Annotated in this window: 20 protein-coding genes; 4 read left to right on the forward strand and 16 right to left on the reverse strand. The window is 60.1% G+C overall.

From position 1 onward, the window contains the following. Positions 1–23 precede the first annotated feature (23 nt). Positions 24–968, forward strand: a complete 945-nt coding sequence (locus BC363_RS31290; protein WP_065785162.1) for an acetamidase/formamidase family protein — start codon at positions 24–26, stop codon at positions 966–968. Further along, positions 965–2647: an ABC transporter ATP-binding protein gene (locus tag BC363_RS31295; RefSeq protein ID WP_065785163.1), complete on the forward strand. Its 1683-nt coding sequence runs from the start codon at positions 965–967 to the stop codon at positions 2645–2647. Before BC363_RS31290 ends, BC363_RS31295 begins: the two co-directional genes overlap by 4 nt. Before the next feature lie 138 nt (positions 2648–2785). On the opposite strand, the gene BC363_RS35255 is transcribed toward BC363_RS31295, so the two are convergent. The 14 genes from BC363_RS35255 to BC363_RS31365 all read right to left on the reverse strand — a co-directional run bounded on the left by BC363_RS35255 (position 2786) and on the right by BC363_RS31365 (position 10609). Then, positions 2786–2974, reverse strand: coding sequence for a hypothetical protein (locus tag BC363_RS35255; RefSeq protein WP_065785164.1), 189 nt, complete (start codon positions 2972–2974; stop codon positions 2786–2788). A gap of 91 nt (positions 2975–3065) precedes the next feature. Further along, complete coding sequence (locus tag BC363_RS31305; RefSeq protein WP_139110117.1) at positions 3066–3272, reverse strand: hypothetical protein; 207 nt, start codon at positions 3270–3272, stop codon at positions 3066–3068. Positions 3273–3416: 144 nt separating this feature from the next. Next, on the reverse strand, positions 3417–3629 hold the full coding sequence (locus BC363_RS31310) for a hypothetical protein (protein WP_065785166.1): 213 nt from the start codon (positions 3627–3629) through the stop codon (positions 3417–3419). Positions 3630–3704: 75 nt separating this feature from the next. Further along, positions 3705–4115: an SRPBCC domain-containing protein gene (locus tag BC363_RS31315; protein ID WP_065785167.1), complete on the reverse strand. Its 411-nt coding sequence runs from the start codon at positions 4113–4115 to the stop codon at positions 3705–3707. Next, a complete protein-coding gene (locus BC363_RS31320; RefSeq protein WP_065785168.1) occupies positions 4112–4438 on the reverse strand; it encodes a metalloregulator ArsR/SmtB family transcription factor in 327 nt (108 codons plus the stop codon). Before BC363_RS31320 ends, BC363_RS31315 begins: the two co-directional genes overlap by 4 nt. A gap of 261 nt (positions 4439–4699) precedes the next feature. Beyond that, positions 4700–5104: a VOC family protein gene (locus BC363_RS31325; protein ID WP_065785169.1), complete on the reverse strand. Its 405-nt coding sequence runs from the start codon at positions 5102–5104 to the stop codon at positions 4700–4702. 373 nt (positions 5105–5477) lie between these two features. Next, the gene (locus BC363_RS31330) at positions 5478–5738 is read right to left on the reverse strand and encodes a hypothetical protein (protein ID WP_065785170.1); all 261 of its coding nucleotides are present in this window, start codon (positions 5736–5738) and stop codon (positions 5478–5480) included. Positions 5739–6147: 409 nt separating this feature from the next. After that, positions 6148–6363, reverse strand: coding sequence for a hypothetical protein (locus tag BC363_RS31335; protein ID WP_065785171.1), 216 nt, complete (start codon positions 6361–6363; stop codon positions 6148–6150). A gap of 364 nt (positions 6364–6727) precedes the next feature. Next, complete coding sequence (locus BC363_RS31340) at positions 6728–7594, reverse strand: SDR family NAD(P)-dependent oxidoreductase (protein WP_065785172.1); 867 nt, start codon at positions 7592–7594, stop codon at positions 6728–6730. Further along, complete coding sequence (locus BC363_RS31345; protein ID WP_065785173.1) at positions 7591–8376, reverse strand: hypothetical protein; 786 nt, start codon at positions 8374–8376, stop codon at positions 7591–7593. The genes BC363_RS31340 and BC363_RS31345 overlap by 4 nt, the downstream gene beginning before the upstream one ends. A 10-nt stretch (positions 8377–8386) precedes the next feature. Further along, a complete protein-coding gene (locus tag BC363_RS31350; RefSeq protein ID WP_065785174.1) occupies positions 8387–8968 on the reverse strand; it encodes a protein-S-isoprenylcysteine O-methyltransferase in 582 nt (193 codons plus the stop codon). Between the two features lie 78 nt (positions 8969–9046). After that, on the reverse strand, positions 9047–9631 hold the full coding sequence (locus tag BC363_RS31355; protein WP_065785175.1) for a hypothetical protein: 585 nt from the start codon (positions 9629–9631) through the stop codon (positions 9047–9049). Between the two features lie 125 nt (positions 9632–9756). Further along, a complete protein-coding gene (locus BC363_RS31360) occupies positions 9757–9894 on the reverse strand; it encodes an ABC transporter (protein WP_065785176.1) in 138 nt (45 codons plus the stop codon). A 124-nt stretch (positions 9895–10018) separates the two neighbouring features. After that, positions 10019–10609: a L,D-transpeptidase gene (locus BC363_RS31365; RefSeq protein ID WP_065785177.1), complete on the reverse strand. Its 591-nt coding sequence runs from the start codon at positions 10607–10609 to the stop codon at positions 10019–10021. A 234-nt stretch (positions 10610–10843) separates the two neighbouring features. Here BC363_RS31365 and BC363_RS31370 point away from each other — a divergent pair, with 234 nt between their 5' ends. Next, positions 10844–11599, forward strand: coding sequence for an SDR family NAD(P)-dependent oxidoreductase (locus BC363_RS31370; RefSeq protein WP_065785178.1), 756 nt, complete (start codon positions 10844–10846; stop codon positions 11597–11599). A 461-nt stretch (positions 11600–12060) separates the two neighbouring features. Here BC363_RS31370 and BC363_RS31375 read toward each other — a convergent pair whose 3' ends face one another. Then, positions 12061–12786: a glutathione S-transferase gene (locus BC363_RS31375; protein ID WP_065785179.1), complete on the reverse strand. Its 726-nt coding sequence runs from the start codon at positions 12784–12786 to the stop codon at positions 12061–12063. Between the two features lie 90 nt (positions 12787–12876). Between BC363_RS31375 and BC363_RS35670 the strand changes: the two genes are divergently transcribed. Beyond that, positions 12877–13104, forward strand: coding sequence for a hypothetical protein (locus tag BC363_RS35670; RefSeq protein WP_141690505.1), 228 nt, complete (start codon positions 12877–12879; stop codon positions 13102–13104). 115 nt (positions 13105–13219) lie between these two features. On the opposite strand, the gene BC363_RS31380 is transcribed toward BC363_RS35670, so the two are convergent. Next, positions 13220–14383, reverse strand: coding sequence for an MFS transporter (locus BC363_RS31380; protein ID WP_065785290.1), 1164 nt, complete (start codon positions 14381–14383; stop codon positions 13220–13222). Between the last annotated feature and the right edge of the window lie 401 nt (positions 14384–14784).

Below are 14784 nucleotides of genomic sequence, written 5' to 3' on the forward strand. Positions count from 1 at the left end.
CCAAATCATCTGGGGAGAAGAAAATGTGCGTTGCCTGCACCCATACCATCCACCGCGCCAAACACCATTTCGGCTGGAACCGCGACTTTGAACCGACATTGATCGCCAAGCCGGGCGAGACCATTCATTTCGAGTGCCTGGATTCGTCGGGCGGACAATTGGGTGCGGGATCGACGCTCGAGACACTGGCAGCACTCGATTTCGACAGGATCAATCCGGTGACAGGCCCCGTCTATGTCGAAGGTGCTGCACCCGGCGACGCGCTCAAGGTGACGATCCGCCGCTTCATTCCCTCGGGCGTCGGCTGGACCGCCAACATTCCGGGCTTCGGACTGCTTGCCGATCAGTTCACCGAGCCGGCATTGCACATGTGGTCCTATGACGCCAGCACCATGGCGCCCTCGCTTTATGGCCCCGGCGGACGTGTCCCGTTGAAGCCCTTTGCCGGCACGATCGGCGTGGCCCCCGCCGAACCCGGCCTTCATTCCGTCGTGCCGCCGCGTCGCGTCGGCGGCAACCTCGATATTCGCGACCTGACATCAGGCGTCACGCTCTATCTGCCTGTCGAGGTCGAGGGTGCGCTGTTTTCGATCGGCGATACCCACGCGGCACAAGGCGACGGCGAAGTCTGCGGCACCGCCATCGAGAGCCAGATGGAAGTCGAGGCGACCATCGAGCTGGTCAAGGATGCGCGCCTGCAGAGCCCGCGTTTCACCACGCGCGAACCGGTGACGCGCCATCTCGACGGTGCCGGCTACGAGGTCACCACCGGCATCGGCCCCGATCTGATGACCGGTGCGCGCGAAAGCCTGATGCGGATGATCGACCTGCTCGGTGCCGAGCACGGCTTGAGCCCGGTCGACGCCTATCTGCTCTGCTCGGTCTGCGGCGATCTCAGGATCAGCGAGATCGTCGACGCCCCGAACTGGGTCGTGTCGTTCTACTTCCCGAGGATCGTCTTTTCGTGACACCATCCCAATTCGCATTCCCGCCGGTTCTCAGTGTCGACAGGCTGTGTGTCGATGCAAGAACGCCCGAAGGCGCCAAACGTGTGCTCGACGAGGTCAGTTTCGACCTGAAGCTCGGCGAGACGCTGTGTATTGCCGGCGAGAGCGGATCGGGAAAGTCCGTGACGTCGCTGGCAATCATGGGGCTGTTGCCAAATGCCTCGCTGCGCATCGCTTCCGGCAGCATCCAGCTCGAAGGGCGCGAGCTTTCGCGTCTTTCGAACGCCGCGATGCGCAGCGTGCGCGGTGGCGATGTCGCCATGGTGTTTCAGGAGCCGATGACATCGCTCAATCCTGTCATGTCGATCGGCGCGCAGCTGACCGAGGCGATCCGCGAACACCAGGGATCGGAAGGTGTTTCGGCCGAGGCCGTGGCGCTGCGCATGCTCGATGCCGTGCACATCACCGAGCCGGGACGGCGTTTGGCCCAATATCCGCACGAACTCTCCGGCGGCATGCGCCAGCGCGTGATGATCGCCATGGCACTGTCCTGCCGACCGAAAGTATTGATCGCTGACGAACCAACGACGGCGCTTGACGTCACGGTGCAGGCGCAGATCCTGAAGCTGATGAAGGAGCTGAAGCAGGAATTCGGCGCCTCGATCATTCTCATCACCCATGACATGGGCGTGGTGGCGCAGATGGCCGACCGCGTTGTCATCATGCAGCAGGGACGGGTCGTCGAGCAGGGCGGGGTGCTGCCGATCTTCCAGGCGCCACGGGCACCCTACACCCGTGAGCTTCTGGCAGCGGTGCCGAGGCTTGGCGCCCATGCCGGCACGGATGCCCCACCGCGTGTGGGGGCGGAACCCATGGTTACCGCCGAGAAAGCGACAAGCCCCGTGTTGGCGGTCCGCGGCCTCGAAGTCCATTATGGCAAGAAGGCAAGCTGGTTTTCGAAGGGCAATTCGGGTCAGGCGGCTGTCAGCGATGTGTCCTTCGAGATCCTGCCGGGCCAGACATTGGGGCTCGTCGGCGAAAGCGGATCGGGCAAGTCGACAACCGGCAAGGCGGTGCTCGGCCTCGTGCCATTCAGCGGTGAGGTGCTTGTCGACGGTTGCAACATCGGCCCGCTAGGTCAGCGCCAGATGCGGCCGGTCCGGCGCTCGGCGCAGATGATTTTTCAAGATCCCTATGCCTCGCTCGATCCTCGGATGGCAGTGGGCGCGGCAATCGCCGAGCCGCTCATCATCCACGGTATCGGCAACAGGGGCGAGCGGGAAGACCGGGTTGCCGATCTCCTGCGGCGCGTCGGGCTCGGGCCGGATGCCGCCAGCCGCTATCCGCACGAATTTTCCGGCGGCCAGCGCCAGCGCATCTGCATTGCCCGGGCACTTGCCGTGAACCCGAAACTGATCGTCGCCGACGAAAGCGTTGCCGCGCTCGACGTGTCGGTGCGCGCCCGCGTGCTGGACCTGATGCTGGAACTGCAGGAGACGATGGGGCTCGCATACCTCTTCGTCTCGCACGACATGGCCGTGATCGAGCGCATGTCGCACCACGTCGCCGTGATGCGTGCGGGCCGCATCGTCGAGATGGGCACACGCCGGGCCGTGTTCGAAGATCCGAAGGACGCTTACACCCGGGCATTGATGGCCGCGGTGCCTATCCCCGATCCGGCGTTGCGGGCGGTTGCGTAACTGGAACACATCGGAAGCTTCGCCCGGACACGGGTCAAGGCGTGTCGCGCAAAAGCGTGCAGCGTTTTTGCGATCACGACATGCGCAAAAGCAAGAGCTTAAAGCGCAGCAAGCGAATCCTGGAGATCGCGGCGCGCTTTAAGGCTGCTGCAAGCAGAAGATCGCGAAATTGAGAACGAACAGCACGAGAAGCGTCGCGAGAAAGCTTCCGAGGAAGACGAGCATCCTTTCGCCGGCTGGTTTTCCACGGTGCTTTCGGGAGACGATTGTGGCGATCGCAACGCCCAAGGATATGCCGGCAACAGCCGGCATGGACATCAGTTGCATCGTAAATCCTGTTTGACGGTGCGAGGTTTATCGGGCGCGCGCAGTGATGTTGCACTGACCGACAATCATCGAACCTGCGGAGTTCATCGGTTCACTGGCCGGTGGCCCTGCCGCGGATCCGCAGCGCGCCCTCGAGTGCATCCTTGACCTGCATCGCGCGGCGCAGTCCCGGGGACTGTGTCTCGCCCGCGGCTTCGATGGCGTTCTGCGCATGGGAGATGGCGATGTTTATTTCGGCATCGCTGACCGATCGATCGAGGGCCAGCGCTTGCGCGGCAGCCTCATTTTCCATTGACATCATGTCACTCCATCAAATCACCCAGCATCGGGTGAGGAGCGTGTACTTAGGTGAAGCCGTGCGTGTCCCCAAGTCCATCCGATCGACACGTTCAAGCTATGCTTAACGAAACCTTAAGGGGCGCGGTGGGTTGGCGAGACGCTCCTATCCGGCGGTGTGCCGCTCGCCGAGATATGGCAGCACGAACATGTAGAGACCGGTGGGAACCAGGATGGCAAGCGGAAACAGCGGCAGGAAATAGACCCATTCGACAGGTTGCTTGCCTATTCCCAAGGCTATGAAGATGGCGGCGACAACCACCGCGAAGACAAGAGACGTCCAGCGGTGAATTTGACGAATCCAGTTGTTCCAGTTCATGGGTATCTCCTCAAAATACCGGCCGGAACGGATCGGCGATCCGTGCGGCGTGGACTTGAAACGTGGGGTTGATCTTCAGTCTAGCCGCTCCAAAACCTGTTCAAGGGCCGAAAGGAATCTCGGCCACCCGGCCGTCGCACCGCGGTAATACGGCTGCTGATCTGGCCGGAATCCCGACTGTTCCATGCGCAGGCGTGTCCCTGCACCCGTCGGGGTGAGCGTCCAGGTGACGACGCTCTTCAGGTCCTTGGTATCCCACGTGTAGGACAGCGATTTTTTGGGTTCGACCGCCTGCACCTGACAGTCGACAGCGCCCCAGTCGGCAGTGAGATTGAAACGGTGCCCCCGATCCGGCCGGAAATCGTTCTTCATCAGCCATTCCTCGATCAGATGCGGTTGGGTGAGAGCCCGCCAGATCTTCTCCGCCGGATAGGGCACTTCCCGTTCGACGACGACGGTGAGCGTTTCGGTTGACGTTTCGATCATTGATCCATCCTTTTGAGCAGATCTTCGAGGTCGTCGAAGCGATGTTGCCAGAACCCGGCCATCTGGTTTGCCCAGCCGATCAGCGGGTCAAGCGCGCCGAGCTGCGCGCTATAGTGCGTCAGGCGACCTTCGTGCCGATCTTGCACCAGGCCGGCGCGCTTCAGGACCCCGAGATGTTTGGAAACGGCCGGTTGCGAGATCCCGGCGTGAGCCGTCAGCGCCCCGACCGTCTGGTCGCCGTCGCGGCATAGCCGCTCGAAAATCGCCCGTCGCGTCGGATCGGCAAGCGTTTTGAACAGAATCTCGTGGGGCTGCGGCGTCACAATTCAATAACTCGTTGGCTATGGATTAAATCAATAACCGCCGAGCTATATGTGAGTCAAGTCCACCAGCTTAGGTCCGATTTGAGCCGTAAATCACCGGGCGACGTCCGGGCGGGAAAGAGCGGCAGCCAGGTGGAATCGGCGTGGGTGCCAATTGCTCCGCGGGCGCAGACAGCGGACGCGGTACAGGAACAATGGCCAGCGTGAAGAAGAACGACAACGGCTGCCGGCGCTGTCGAGGCCTCTGAAAGACTAGCGTCCTCAGGCCCTGCCATCGGTAAACTGCACAAGATCCCAGAGATTGCCATAGAGATCCTTGAAGACCGCGACGATACCGTAGGACGCTTCCTTGGGTTCCCGTGCGAATTCAACGCCTCGCTTCACCAGATTGTTGTAGTCGCGCCAGAAGTCGTCCGTGCGCAGGAAGAGAAAGACCCGTCCACCCGCCTGGTCGCCGACGTAGCTTTCCTGATGGGCAGTAGACGCGCGTGCGAGAAGCAAGGAGGTGTTGCCGTCGCCAACAGGCTTGACGACGACCCAACGCTTGTCCTGCTCAGGTTGATAGGTGTCCTCGACCAGAGCGAAACCCAGCTTGTTTACATAGAAATCAATCGCTTCGTCATAGTCGCGGACAACAATTGCGATGAGTGCGAGCGCCTGGTTCATTTCTGCCCTTCATTCTTCCACGGGAGTACAGCTCCGCCGCCAAACATCTGTCGGCGGGCCGGTTGGCAAATAAGTTCGCCATATCGACGCCCAAGGCAATGACTCATCAGGTAATTGGCCGCGAACGCGGTGTTATCCCAACCAGGTTCTGCTCCGCAATTTGCAGCCGTCAACCTGCGCGGCCGATCGGCAACCCGGCTTCCCACGTCGTTGGGATGGCCGGAAACAGAAGACGCAGAGTTTGACGCCGCCTTCGGCGGTTGTCTCCGTCGCTGCGTATCGAGCAGGTCACGGGCACGACTGGCGTCGTGCCCGTGCTGCAATGGCGGCACAACCGTCTCTTCCCGACGGGCTTGACGGTTGTGCTTTCACCTCAGTTGATCCGAACGGCCGGAGCCCACCGAGGCGATGCCCATACAGCGATCCAGGGATCGTCGGGCGGTTCTCCGGTTTCGGGAAGCCCGATATCGCGGCGCATCCGGTTGGAGAGACCGGTCGTCTGGTTGATCAGTCTGTGCTGCCGCCAGGCTGCCCGAACGAGGCCGATGGTCGTTTTCCAGATGCCGAACGTGCGGCACAGTTCGTCGAGGGCTGCCGGCAGGGTGCCGACGACCGGAAATGATGTTTCACGCATGTGTTCATCCCGACGCTGCGACGCGATCGGGTCCTCTAAATGTTGATTTGGGCTTAGACGCAAATGTGCGCGCCGTGGGCCGGTAACGTTAGGTCAGTTGGGAAATGCCGAGCCGTTGACGCTCAGCGTTTAGGCGCTTTGTGAACCCGATGGGTCAACGCAGGATGCCCGATGCATCCCGAGCACAGCAACGAATCCACCAGGGGTGCGCATGTTCAAGAGAGTATATGTCATCTCACGCCTCCTCCAATGTGGGTTGCCGACAATATAACCTCGCATGAGAGTGTTCTTTCCGCAAGACGCAATTTCGAATTGCATTGATCGGCGAGAATACTGTTGCTCGACGGCAACAGTATTCTGTGGCCACCATGCCAATAAGCTCATGCGCGTGAGCGGCTATGAATAGATATTACCAGTTTCCAGGGTCGGCAGTGTGGTCGACAATGGCGAACTCGTCTGCCTTTTCCCGATCCAGCGTGAGGGTGGCGATGGTCTTCGCCTCATCGGTGACCGAATAGCGCAATGGCGGCGGTCGCCTTGTCAGTTCCTCATACATGAGCAAAGCCGCTTCCTCGGCGGTATCGGCCTCGATTTCTTCCGTAACGGTGACGATGTACTTGTGCATAGCCTTAGACCCGGTCCGTGCTTGTTTTGACGCCTTGCGATGAACGGCGATTGTAGTGTTTCCCTCCACTTCCGCATACCCATTCCTATGTGTCAGGTACCGGCTCGGTTCGGACCTGAGGTCGGCGATGGAAGCTGCTCGTTGGCCGTTGCAGAACACGTCGGCGACGTGGTTCTCGCAGAATGCGCAGGTGCTGCAGGATAGGTTGCTGACGGTTTCGAGTGAGTTCGATGGGCCTCTTGCGGGGCCGGAGGATCCGCAACCGTAGTGGGGACCTGACGAAACCAGGTGCTATCTCGTCAGCGAGTTTCAAAGCCGGCGATAGCGGCAAAATCGATCAGCGGTTTCCCGTGTCGGTTCGCGGTCAGCCACCAGGTCGCGGATGCGCGCCGCAGCAATGTTTGAACTTGATGCCGGAGCCGCAAGGGCAAGGGTCATTGCTACGTCGTTGCAGTCGGCCGATCAGCGGCAACATGATTGCGGACGGCAGCCACGCGGCTGCGAACGCCGCCAGTTTGGCGGAGAGGCCCGGCACGACGAGACGTCGCCCCGACTTGAACCCGCGCCAAGCGCGCTCGGCGACGTAGTCCGCGTCGAGCCTCGGCAACACCTTGAAAAGCGGCACGCGGTCGGCACCCGATCGCTGAAGGAATTCGGTCGATACCGGGCCGGGAGCAACGCATGTCACGGTGACCCCGGTGCGGCGCAACTCTTGGTGAAGCGCTTCCGAAAACGACCGCACGAAACTTTTGCTGGCGTAGTACAGCGCCATGTTGGGGCCTGGCATGAAGCCGGCAATGGAGCCAAGGTTGAGCACCCCACCGCGGCCACGCGCGACCATTTCCGGCAGGAAATGGAGGGACAAGTCGGTGAGGGCGCGTATGTTGAGGTCAATGATCCCCAGCTGATCCTGGATGGGGAGTGTCGTTGCCGCACCCCGCAAACCATAGCCGGCGCTGTTGACCAGGACGTCGCAGCACAGGTTGTTTGCCGTTAGAAAGTCCGCCAGACGCGCTGACGCGTCGGCCGAGAACAGATCGAGCTCGAGCATGAATGCTTCGCCGCCGGCCTGGCGAACCTCGTTTGCCGATGTCGCCAGGTCGTCGTGAGATCGTGCGACCAGCACGACCGGGCGTTTTTCTCGGGCCGCAACTTTGGCGATTGCCCTGCCGATACCCCGTGAGGCGCCGGCGACCACCACGGCCGGTCGGATTTCGGACTGTGCCATCATTTGGTCTTCCGCGACAACGGGGGCGCCTGAACGGTTTCGCCTTGAGCAAGGTTCAACACTTCGTCGGCGACGTCACCGTTCAGGATCGCTTCGAAGCGCTCGAGCGCGCGCGCGACATTGGCTCCATCCATGACCCGGTGGTCGTAATGGATGCGGACGGTGACCGAGCCGCTCTCGGAAATTGGGCCGTAATTGAGGAGTGTGGTCAGAGGCGTCAGCGGGTTGAGCGACTCGGCTCCGAGGCCCGAATAGACAGACAGCTGGAAGGTGCCGAAATAGTGCGCCCGCCGTGACCCCAGATTGAGCCCAAGCCACATGAGCAGCCAGCGGATCGGCCCAGGCATACGGGCAACCTTCAGGGCGCGTCTAAACTCCTTGATCTCCATCACCGGACGCGATCGCGCCGCATCGATCAGGGTGGCCAGTTCCGGGATCGGCAGGCGTTCCGGAGACTTGATCTTGCTCAACAGGACCGCCCGCTCACCGTCATGCTCGCGCTCGTGGGCGATCGACGCCACGCTTTCGGGATATTCATAGAGCTGGGCTCTAGGAAGTTTCACGTAGGCGCGCCGGAGCTCGGGCGTCTCCCGGCAAAGAAGCGCGTATCCCTTGAGGAACAGCACGGTCCAGGACGGCCTGCTGATCTGGGCGATTCTGGCTCTTTGCAGTGGGTCGAGGTTCATTTTCCGCTGAACGGTAACGCGCGGCACCCCGATCGAAAACCGCATCAGATCGCAGACAAGGCGCCGTGGCGCCGAAAGCTTGATGGCCCGGCCTCGCATCGTGTCACCTCTAGTAAATGTAAGGGACGATCCGCTTGGTCCTCTGCATGTAGTCATGGTACTGCGGACCGAAAATCTCCAACATCATACGCTCCTCCTTGTCCACCCTCAGAAAAAAAAGCACTGCGAACCCAAGCAAACCCGCCAACCCCGCCACCCAATTGGACAGCAGCAAGGCTTGACCGAGGCCCATCAGCATGAAGGACGTGTACATCGGGTGGCGAACGAAGGCATAGGGCCCGCCGCTGATCAGTTCGTGTTTGTCACGAATCTCCAGAGTGATCGACCAGTTCCGGCCGAGCTCTTTGTGAGTCCGGCGAAAAACCCACAGGGCAAAGAAAAAGATGGCTGTTCCAGACACAACGGCCCACGCACCAGTGGAATGGTCGGCCGCCTCTGGAATTCCGGTGGCAACGTAAAAACCCGGGATGATCGCAAGGCCAAGGAGGCCGGACGCAAGTCCGAACATGTCCAGAGGCGACCGGCGGTTGCTGACGACACGAACGCGCTTTGCGCGGCGTTCGAACGGTACGCGGATAAAATACCAGGTGATGATGCCGATCACCCACACGATTTTGCCCAAAGCGGCCATCGATACGATCACTTCAAGTCACCGGAGCCTTTCTGCGATCTACGATCGATTGGACGCAAAGCTCTGGATTGATCGCCTTTAGCCCGCATTCATCTGCCGAAGTTTGGTAACGAATTGCTGTGGTCTAAGCCAGATGCTGGGCGTCTTATATCCCATGGAACGCGCGATGTCCGCGACGAATGCATTGCAGTTGTAGACCGACGCCTGCCAGAAACGCGATTTGGCCTTAAGCTGCCTGATATAGGCAACGGTCTTGTTGTACTCGGCTTCGGTCAGCATGACGCGCCAGCTGGCCGACCGGTACTCCTCCTCAAGATCACCGTCGCTTGCTCCGGTTTCGGCGGGCACCGGCAGAAAATGTCCGATGACATAGGGTGTGGGGCTGGGCGTTGCCGGTGCCAGCCCTGCAACTTCGGGATCGATCATTCCTCCGGCCTTGTTCGTACGGCCGAAAATGACGTAGGTGTGGCCGTAACTCAGGGCGTAACGGGATCGGAATTCGATAAAATAACCGCTTTCTCTGGCTACACCTGCGCTTACCGCAGGTGCGCCGCTGCTACTCGAGACAAAACGCGGTTGGGGCTTCTGATCTTCTGATTGGCAGGCAGCCGTCGCAAACGCGAGCATCACCACTAGCGTTAGTCGACCTCTCATAAGCGGCATCACTGTGAGTTATCTCCTGAACTCCGACGATCGCAACCCGGCAAGGCTCACAACTTTAATGCCGGTCCAGCCGGTTGGAATGATATGGGGAGGGTTTTGGCCTCCCCACTCATCAGAAGCTCAAATTATTTATAGACCGGCGCCGGTTCGGCCGTCTCGGCGGCCGGCGGTGGGGCCTTACCCTTGCCTTTGCCGATAGTATCGCAGCCGCTCAGGCTGACGACGGAAAGCAAGGTAGCGATCACGATTAGATTTCTGCTCATCAAGAAGTCCTCTCCTCATCATGGAATAGGTTTATCGAAGGCAACGCTTATATTAATAGGGCGTTCGTCGCGGACGCCTAGTGCAAAAAGAACACAATTTGTGCCGTTGAACATAAAAGCGCGATCAAATCACGAAAACCTTCGTTCCGACCGGGGTGCGGTTGTACAGATCGACGATATCGTCGTTGGTCAATCGGACACATCCGCTCGATACTGCCTGGCCTATGGTCCAGGGCTCGTTTGTTCCATGCAGCCGGAACATGGTATCCTCCCCGCCGCGGTAGAGATAAAGGGCTGCTGCCCCCAACGGATTGTGCAGGCCGCCGCCGACGCCGCCGGCGTATTGCCGCAGATGCGGCTTGCGCTGCATCATGTTTTCGGTTGGCGTCCACGAAGGCCACTCGGCCTTGCGGCCGATTTTTGCTTCGCCTTTGAGCGTGCGTCCCTGTTCCCCGACGCCGATGCCGTAGCGCATGGCCCGACCGCCACCTTCAACGAGATAGAGGTAACGCTCCGACGTGTTGACGACGATCGTTCCGGGAGGTTCGCTTCCGTCATAACCCACATTCCGGCGTCGATAACGAGAAGACGGCCCTCCTGCGAAGGCAGAAAGAATGGGCTCGCCCAGTCGCTGTGCTGTTGAGGTGCACCCAGATGCCGTTAAAACCAAACTGCCGAGCAGGATCGCCCGCCGGGTAACGCGGTCACTGTTCATATCCACCTACTAGTAATCGGTGAGCACTGTTTCGTCTTTAACACTCATGCGTTCGCCGGCCAAGTCGCTATTCTTCATTTTGTTGCGGAGAAAACTAGTAGTGCAGAAAGCACCAAGACCATTGCACTTCGCGTTTCGCAAGTGCAGGCTGACAAAGCACGTCACAATTGATGAAACTTCTTGCAGCTTCCGTCCGTCTCTGGTCGATTGGGCTCTCGAACAAGGATGCACAGAATGGAGCTTGGCTTCGCCGGCAAAGTCGCGCTTGTAACCGGTGCAGGATCTGGAATAGGTACTGCCGTTTCCCGCCAGCTCGGCGCCGAGAGAGCGAAAGTCGTCGTAGCGGATATCAATGGCGACGCCGCGCGTGCGGTGGCCGCCGAGATCTGTTCGTCCGGCGGAACGGCTTTCCCCTCGGTGGTCGACGTTGCCAAGGCCGGCGAAGTGGAGAAACTGGTCGAGTCCGTTGTCCGGACACATGGGGGCCTGCATCTGGCGGTCAACAATGCTGGGATCGACGGCGTCCGCAGAGCGACGGCAGACTACCCTCTGGACGACTGGGACAAGCTGATAAACGTCAATCTCAACGGCGTATTCTATTGCATGAAGTACGAAATCGCTGCGATGGCGGCGCAAGGGGGCGGCTCCATCGTCAACATGTCGTCAATTCTGGGCTCCGTCGGCCTGCCGACCGCATCGGCCTATACGGCAGCCAAGCACGGGATTGTCGGCCTGACGAAGGTCGCCGCAATCGAGTATGCAAAGAGGGGTGTCCGTATCAATGCTGTCGGCCCCGGCTTGATCGAAACGCCATTGCTGTCCGAGCAGTCCGAGCTAGCGAGCAACCGCCGCCTGGACGCGCTTCAGCCAATGGGTCGACGCGGTACACCGCAAGAAGTTGCAGCGCTCGTCTGTTTTCTCCTGTCCGAACAGGCAAGCTTTATCTCCGGCAGCTACCATCTGGTGGATGGCGCTTATACCGCTCACTAAGATGTCGCGCAAAAAGTGTACAGCGGTTTTGCGGTCAAGCACTGGCTGGCGGGTGTACGACGCTTCGGCAATGGCGCAAACACTAGATTAGCATCATCAGTAACGTGGCGCCGATGATCAACAATGCCGATGCAATTATCGCTGTAATCAGCAGGGTGTCGCGATTGTCGCGGTGCTCTTCTTCTTCGATATGGCGCATGCTGGTTTCCTCACGTGTGTGAATAAACGTGGGCTGCATCAACTATGTTGGAAGAAACGGGCGGACGCAATGAAATCCGTCGCGGCATGGCAAAACGCGTGATGTCGGCCGTTTCCTTCCGCAGCATGGACAGGTGATCTTCTCGAATGCAATGTCGAATTTCGCCGCCGAGGCGCGCATGGCCCGCAGATAGCCGGTCTTGTCTTCCGTGAACTATCCCGGCGGCAGCGGACCTGGTTTTGACGCCTATGGCGCGCCGCGATCATGGATCGATATCGAGTTCGGGATACCTGCGGAAAATTCCGCTTTCGTTGAAGGCTAACCGTCGCGGCGATGCGAGGTAGGCAGCGATCGTGGGTCTGTTCCTCACCAGCCGGTGCAGGCGCGCAAGGCCGGGATAGCGGAACTCGTGGTCTGTCATCGCCTTGGGGAAGGCATAGAGCAGCCCTTCGATCATCTGAAACATCGACAGGTCGACATAGGTCAAGCCGTTGCCGACGAGATGGCCGCCTTGTGCCGGGTTCTGTGTCAGTACGCGTTCGAAGTAGCCGAGGAATTTCGGGAGACGATTCCTGACGAATTCGAATGACCGCGCCTTTGCCTCGTCCTTCTGGTCCTCATAGTATTTTGAGGTTGCGATCGGGTGATGCGTGTCGTGCACTTCCGCGACGAAGTCGGTGATCGTCAGCTGAAGGCCGTTCGCAAACCAGCGCGATGCTTCATCCAATGGGGCAAGGCCAAGCCTCGGGCCGAGATAGAAAAGAATGTTGGCGACGTGCGAGACGAGTTGGTCGCCGTCCCTGAGAAAGGGAGGTGCGAAGGGAATATGCGCCTCTGACGAGCTATTGATGATCTGCATCATTTCGTCAGTCCCGCGGTCCGGCTCCCGCGTGACATCGACATAGTCCGAACCGGTCTCTTCCAGCGCCAGGCGTATGAATTCACCGCGACCCTGGATGCCATCCCAGTAGTAAAGTTCAAATGCCATGCCACCTCCCGAAGCAATCTGAGCCATCGGATTGCTGTCATATCAAGATGCCGATCGCGGGCTCGCCAATCCGGCGCGATCGGACGCGCGGTGCGGTCGTTTTCAAACATCGAGCAGAAGTCGTCGCTTGTCTACCACGTCGTCGATAGCGGGAAGTGCTCTGTATTGTCCGGCTGCGGCTCTTTCGACGCGCTGCCGTTGAGACGGTTTAGCCTCGGCCGTTTCGTCCGCGTTTCGCTGGATGATGCCATGCAAGGCTGCGAAAGCTTCGACCAGGGTGCGGCGACGAAATATCTCCTGAATCCGCGCGGCGTCTAAGGGCGGCGTGATACCGCCACTGAGTGGCGAGGCGACAATCCGACAATGGCTTTGACCCGAGGACGAGCGTGGCCATTTCGGGTCTCGTCACTTGGAACGCCCACCAGGTGCGACGTCAGGTCGATGCCAACGCGGGAACTGCGCTCGTGGCTGGCTTCAACCGACCAGTCAGCATCAAGCTAACGCCGAGGAATGGAATGAGCATGCCCAAGCCGAAACGCATGTCGCTGTGCTCTGCGACGAGCCCGATCATCGGTGGCCCGATCAGAAAGCCGAGGAGCGCCACGAAAGACAGGATGGCGACGCTCGCCGCCGCTGGCCGGTCCTTTTGGTCGGCAGCGGCCGTGACGGCCAGCGGGAAGCCTACCGAGACGCCGAAGCCCATCGCGGCGAAGCCGGCGAGTGCGGCCCAGGCCGTTGGGCTTGCCACCACCAGGAGCAAGCCTGCGATGCTCGCCAGTCCGCATGCCCGAGCCACGGCGATGGGCCCGTAAATTGCCTTGAGGCGGTCACCGCCAAAACGCCCTGCCGCGACCATGAAGGCGAAGATTGAATAGCCGAAACCGGCACTGGCGCTGGTGAGCCCGAAGACATCGCGCAGGTAAACTGCCGACCAGTCGGCCACCGCGCCTTCGGTCATGGTGATGCCGAAAACGAAAAAGCATATGCCAAGCAACGCCCGGCCTGGTCGGCGGCGGCTTGTTTGGGTGGTGTTCGCCTGGTGCGCTTCAGCTGCGTGCAGGTCCGGCAGCGCTCTTGCTGCCAACAGGCTGATCGGCAACATGATCGCCGCTGCGATCAGCACGGCCCATTCCGGCGACACACCGGCGGCGGCAAAACCGATGCCGACCAGGCTGCCGGCCATGATGCCGAGGCTCCAGAAGCCATGGCATGTGCTCATGATCAACTGGCCGGAGCGCTTCTCGATGGCATCAGCTTCGACGTTGAGGCCGAGCTCCAATGTGGCCAATGCCACCCCGACGGCGGCGAGCGTAACAAAAAGCGCCTCGATGTTTGGCGCCCATGTCGGCAGCCAAACCAGCCCGAGGAATACCACAAAGCCATAGAGGATGGTGGCGCGGCCGCCGATCCAAGCGACGAAGCGTCCGGCGAAAGGCAGAGTGAGCAGGATGCCCGCCGGCATCCCGAGCAGTGCCACCGCCAGTTCCGCCGGTCCGAGGCCGAGCCTTTGTTGAATGTCGGGAATGCGCGGCAGCCAGGCGCCAAAAGCGATCGGCTGGAGGAAAAAGATCAGCATGATGAGCCGCTGACTGGTCATGCGCATTGCTCCTCGAAATATCGTGCTGTCAACTTGTCCGCATGCCCGTGTCTTGGGGCAGGTATATCCTTGGGTATTCCGGACCATCGCTGAAAATTATTTTCACAATTTGTGTGATAGACGAGCGCGGCTGTCAACGGGGATACTTCGGTGATGTGTCGAATTTCTATGCAGGACGACGCTGTCTCGCCACCGGAATATTAGATTATGCGCAATAAATGCGCCAATCAGCCTTGGAGAGCCAAAGGAAACCGTTAAGCTCTGGCGTGTCGCGGGTCATGGCTACGTGCGCGCACTATGGCGCGGTTTGTGCGCTTAGGGTGATGTGATGAAAAAAATATACATGGAAGCGGGGCGGACACCATCGTGAGGGGCAGGCCCGGGATTGATCCGGGCATCCG

The sequence above is a fragment of the Ensifer sp. LC384 genome (assembly GCF_001695865.1).
In the GTDB taxonomy this organism is placed as follows: domain Bacteria; phylum Pseudomonadota; class Alphaproteobacteria; order Rhizobiales; family Rhizobiaceae; genus Ensifer.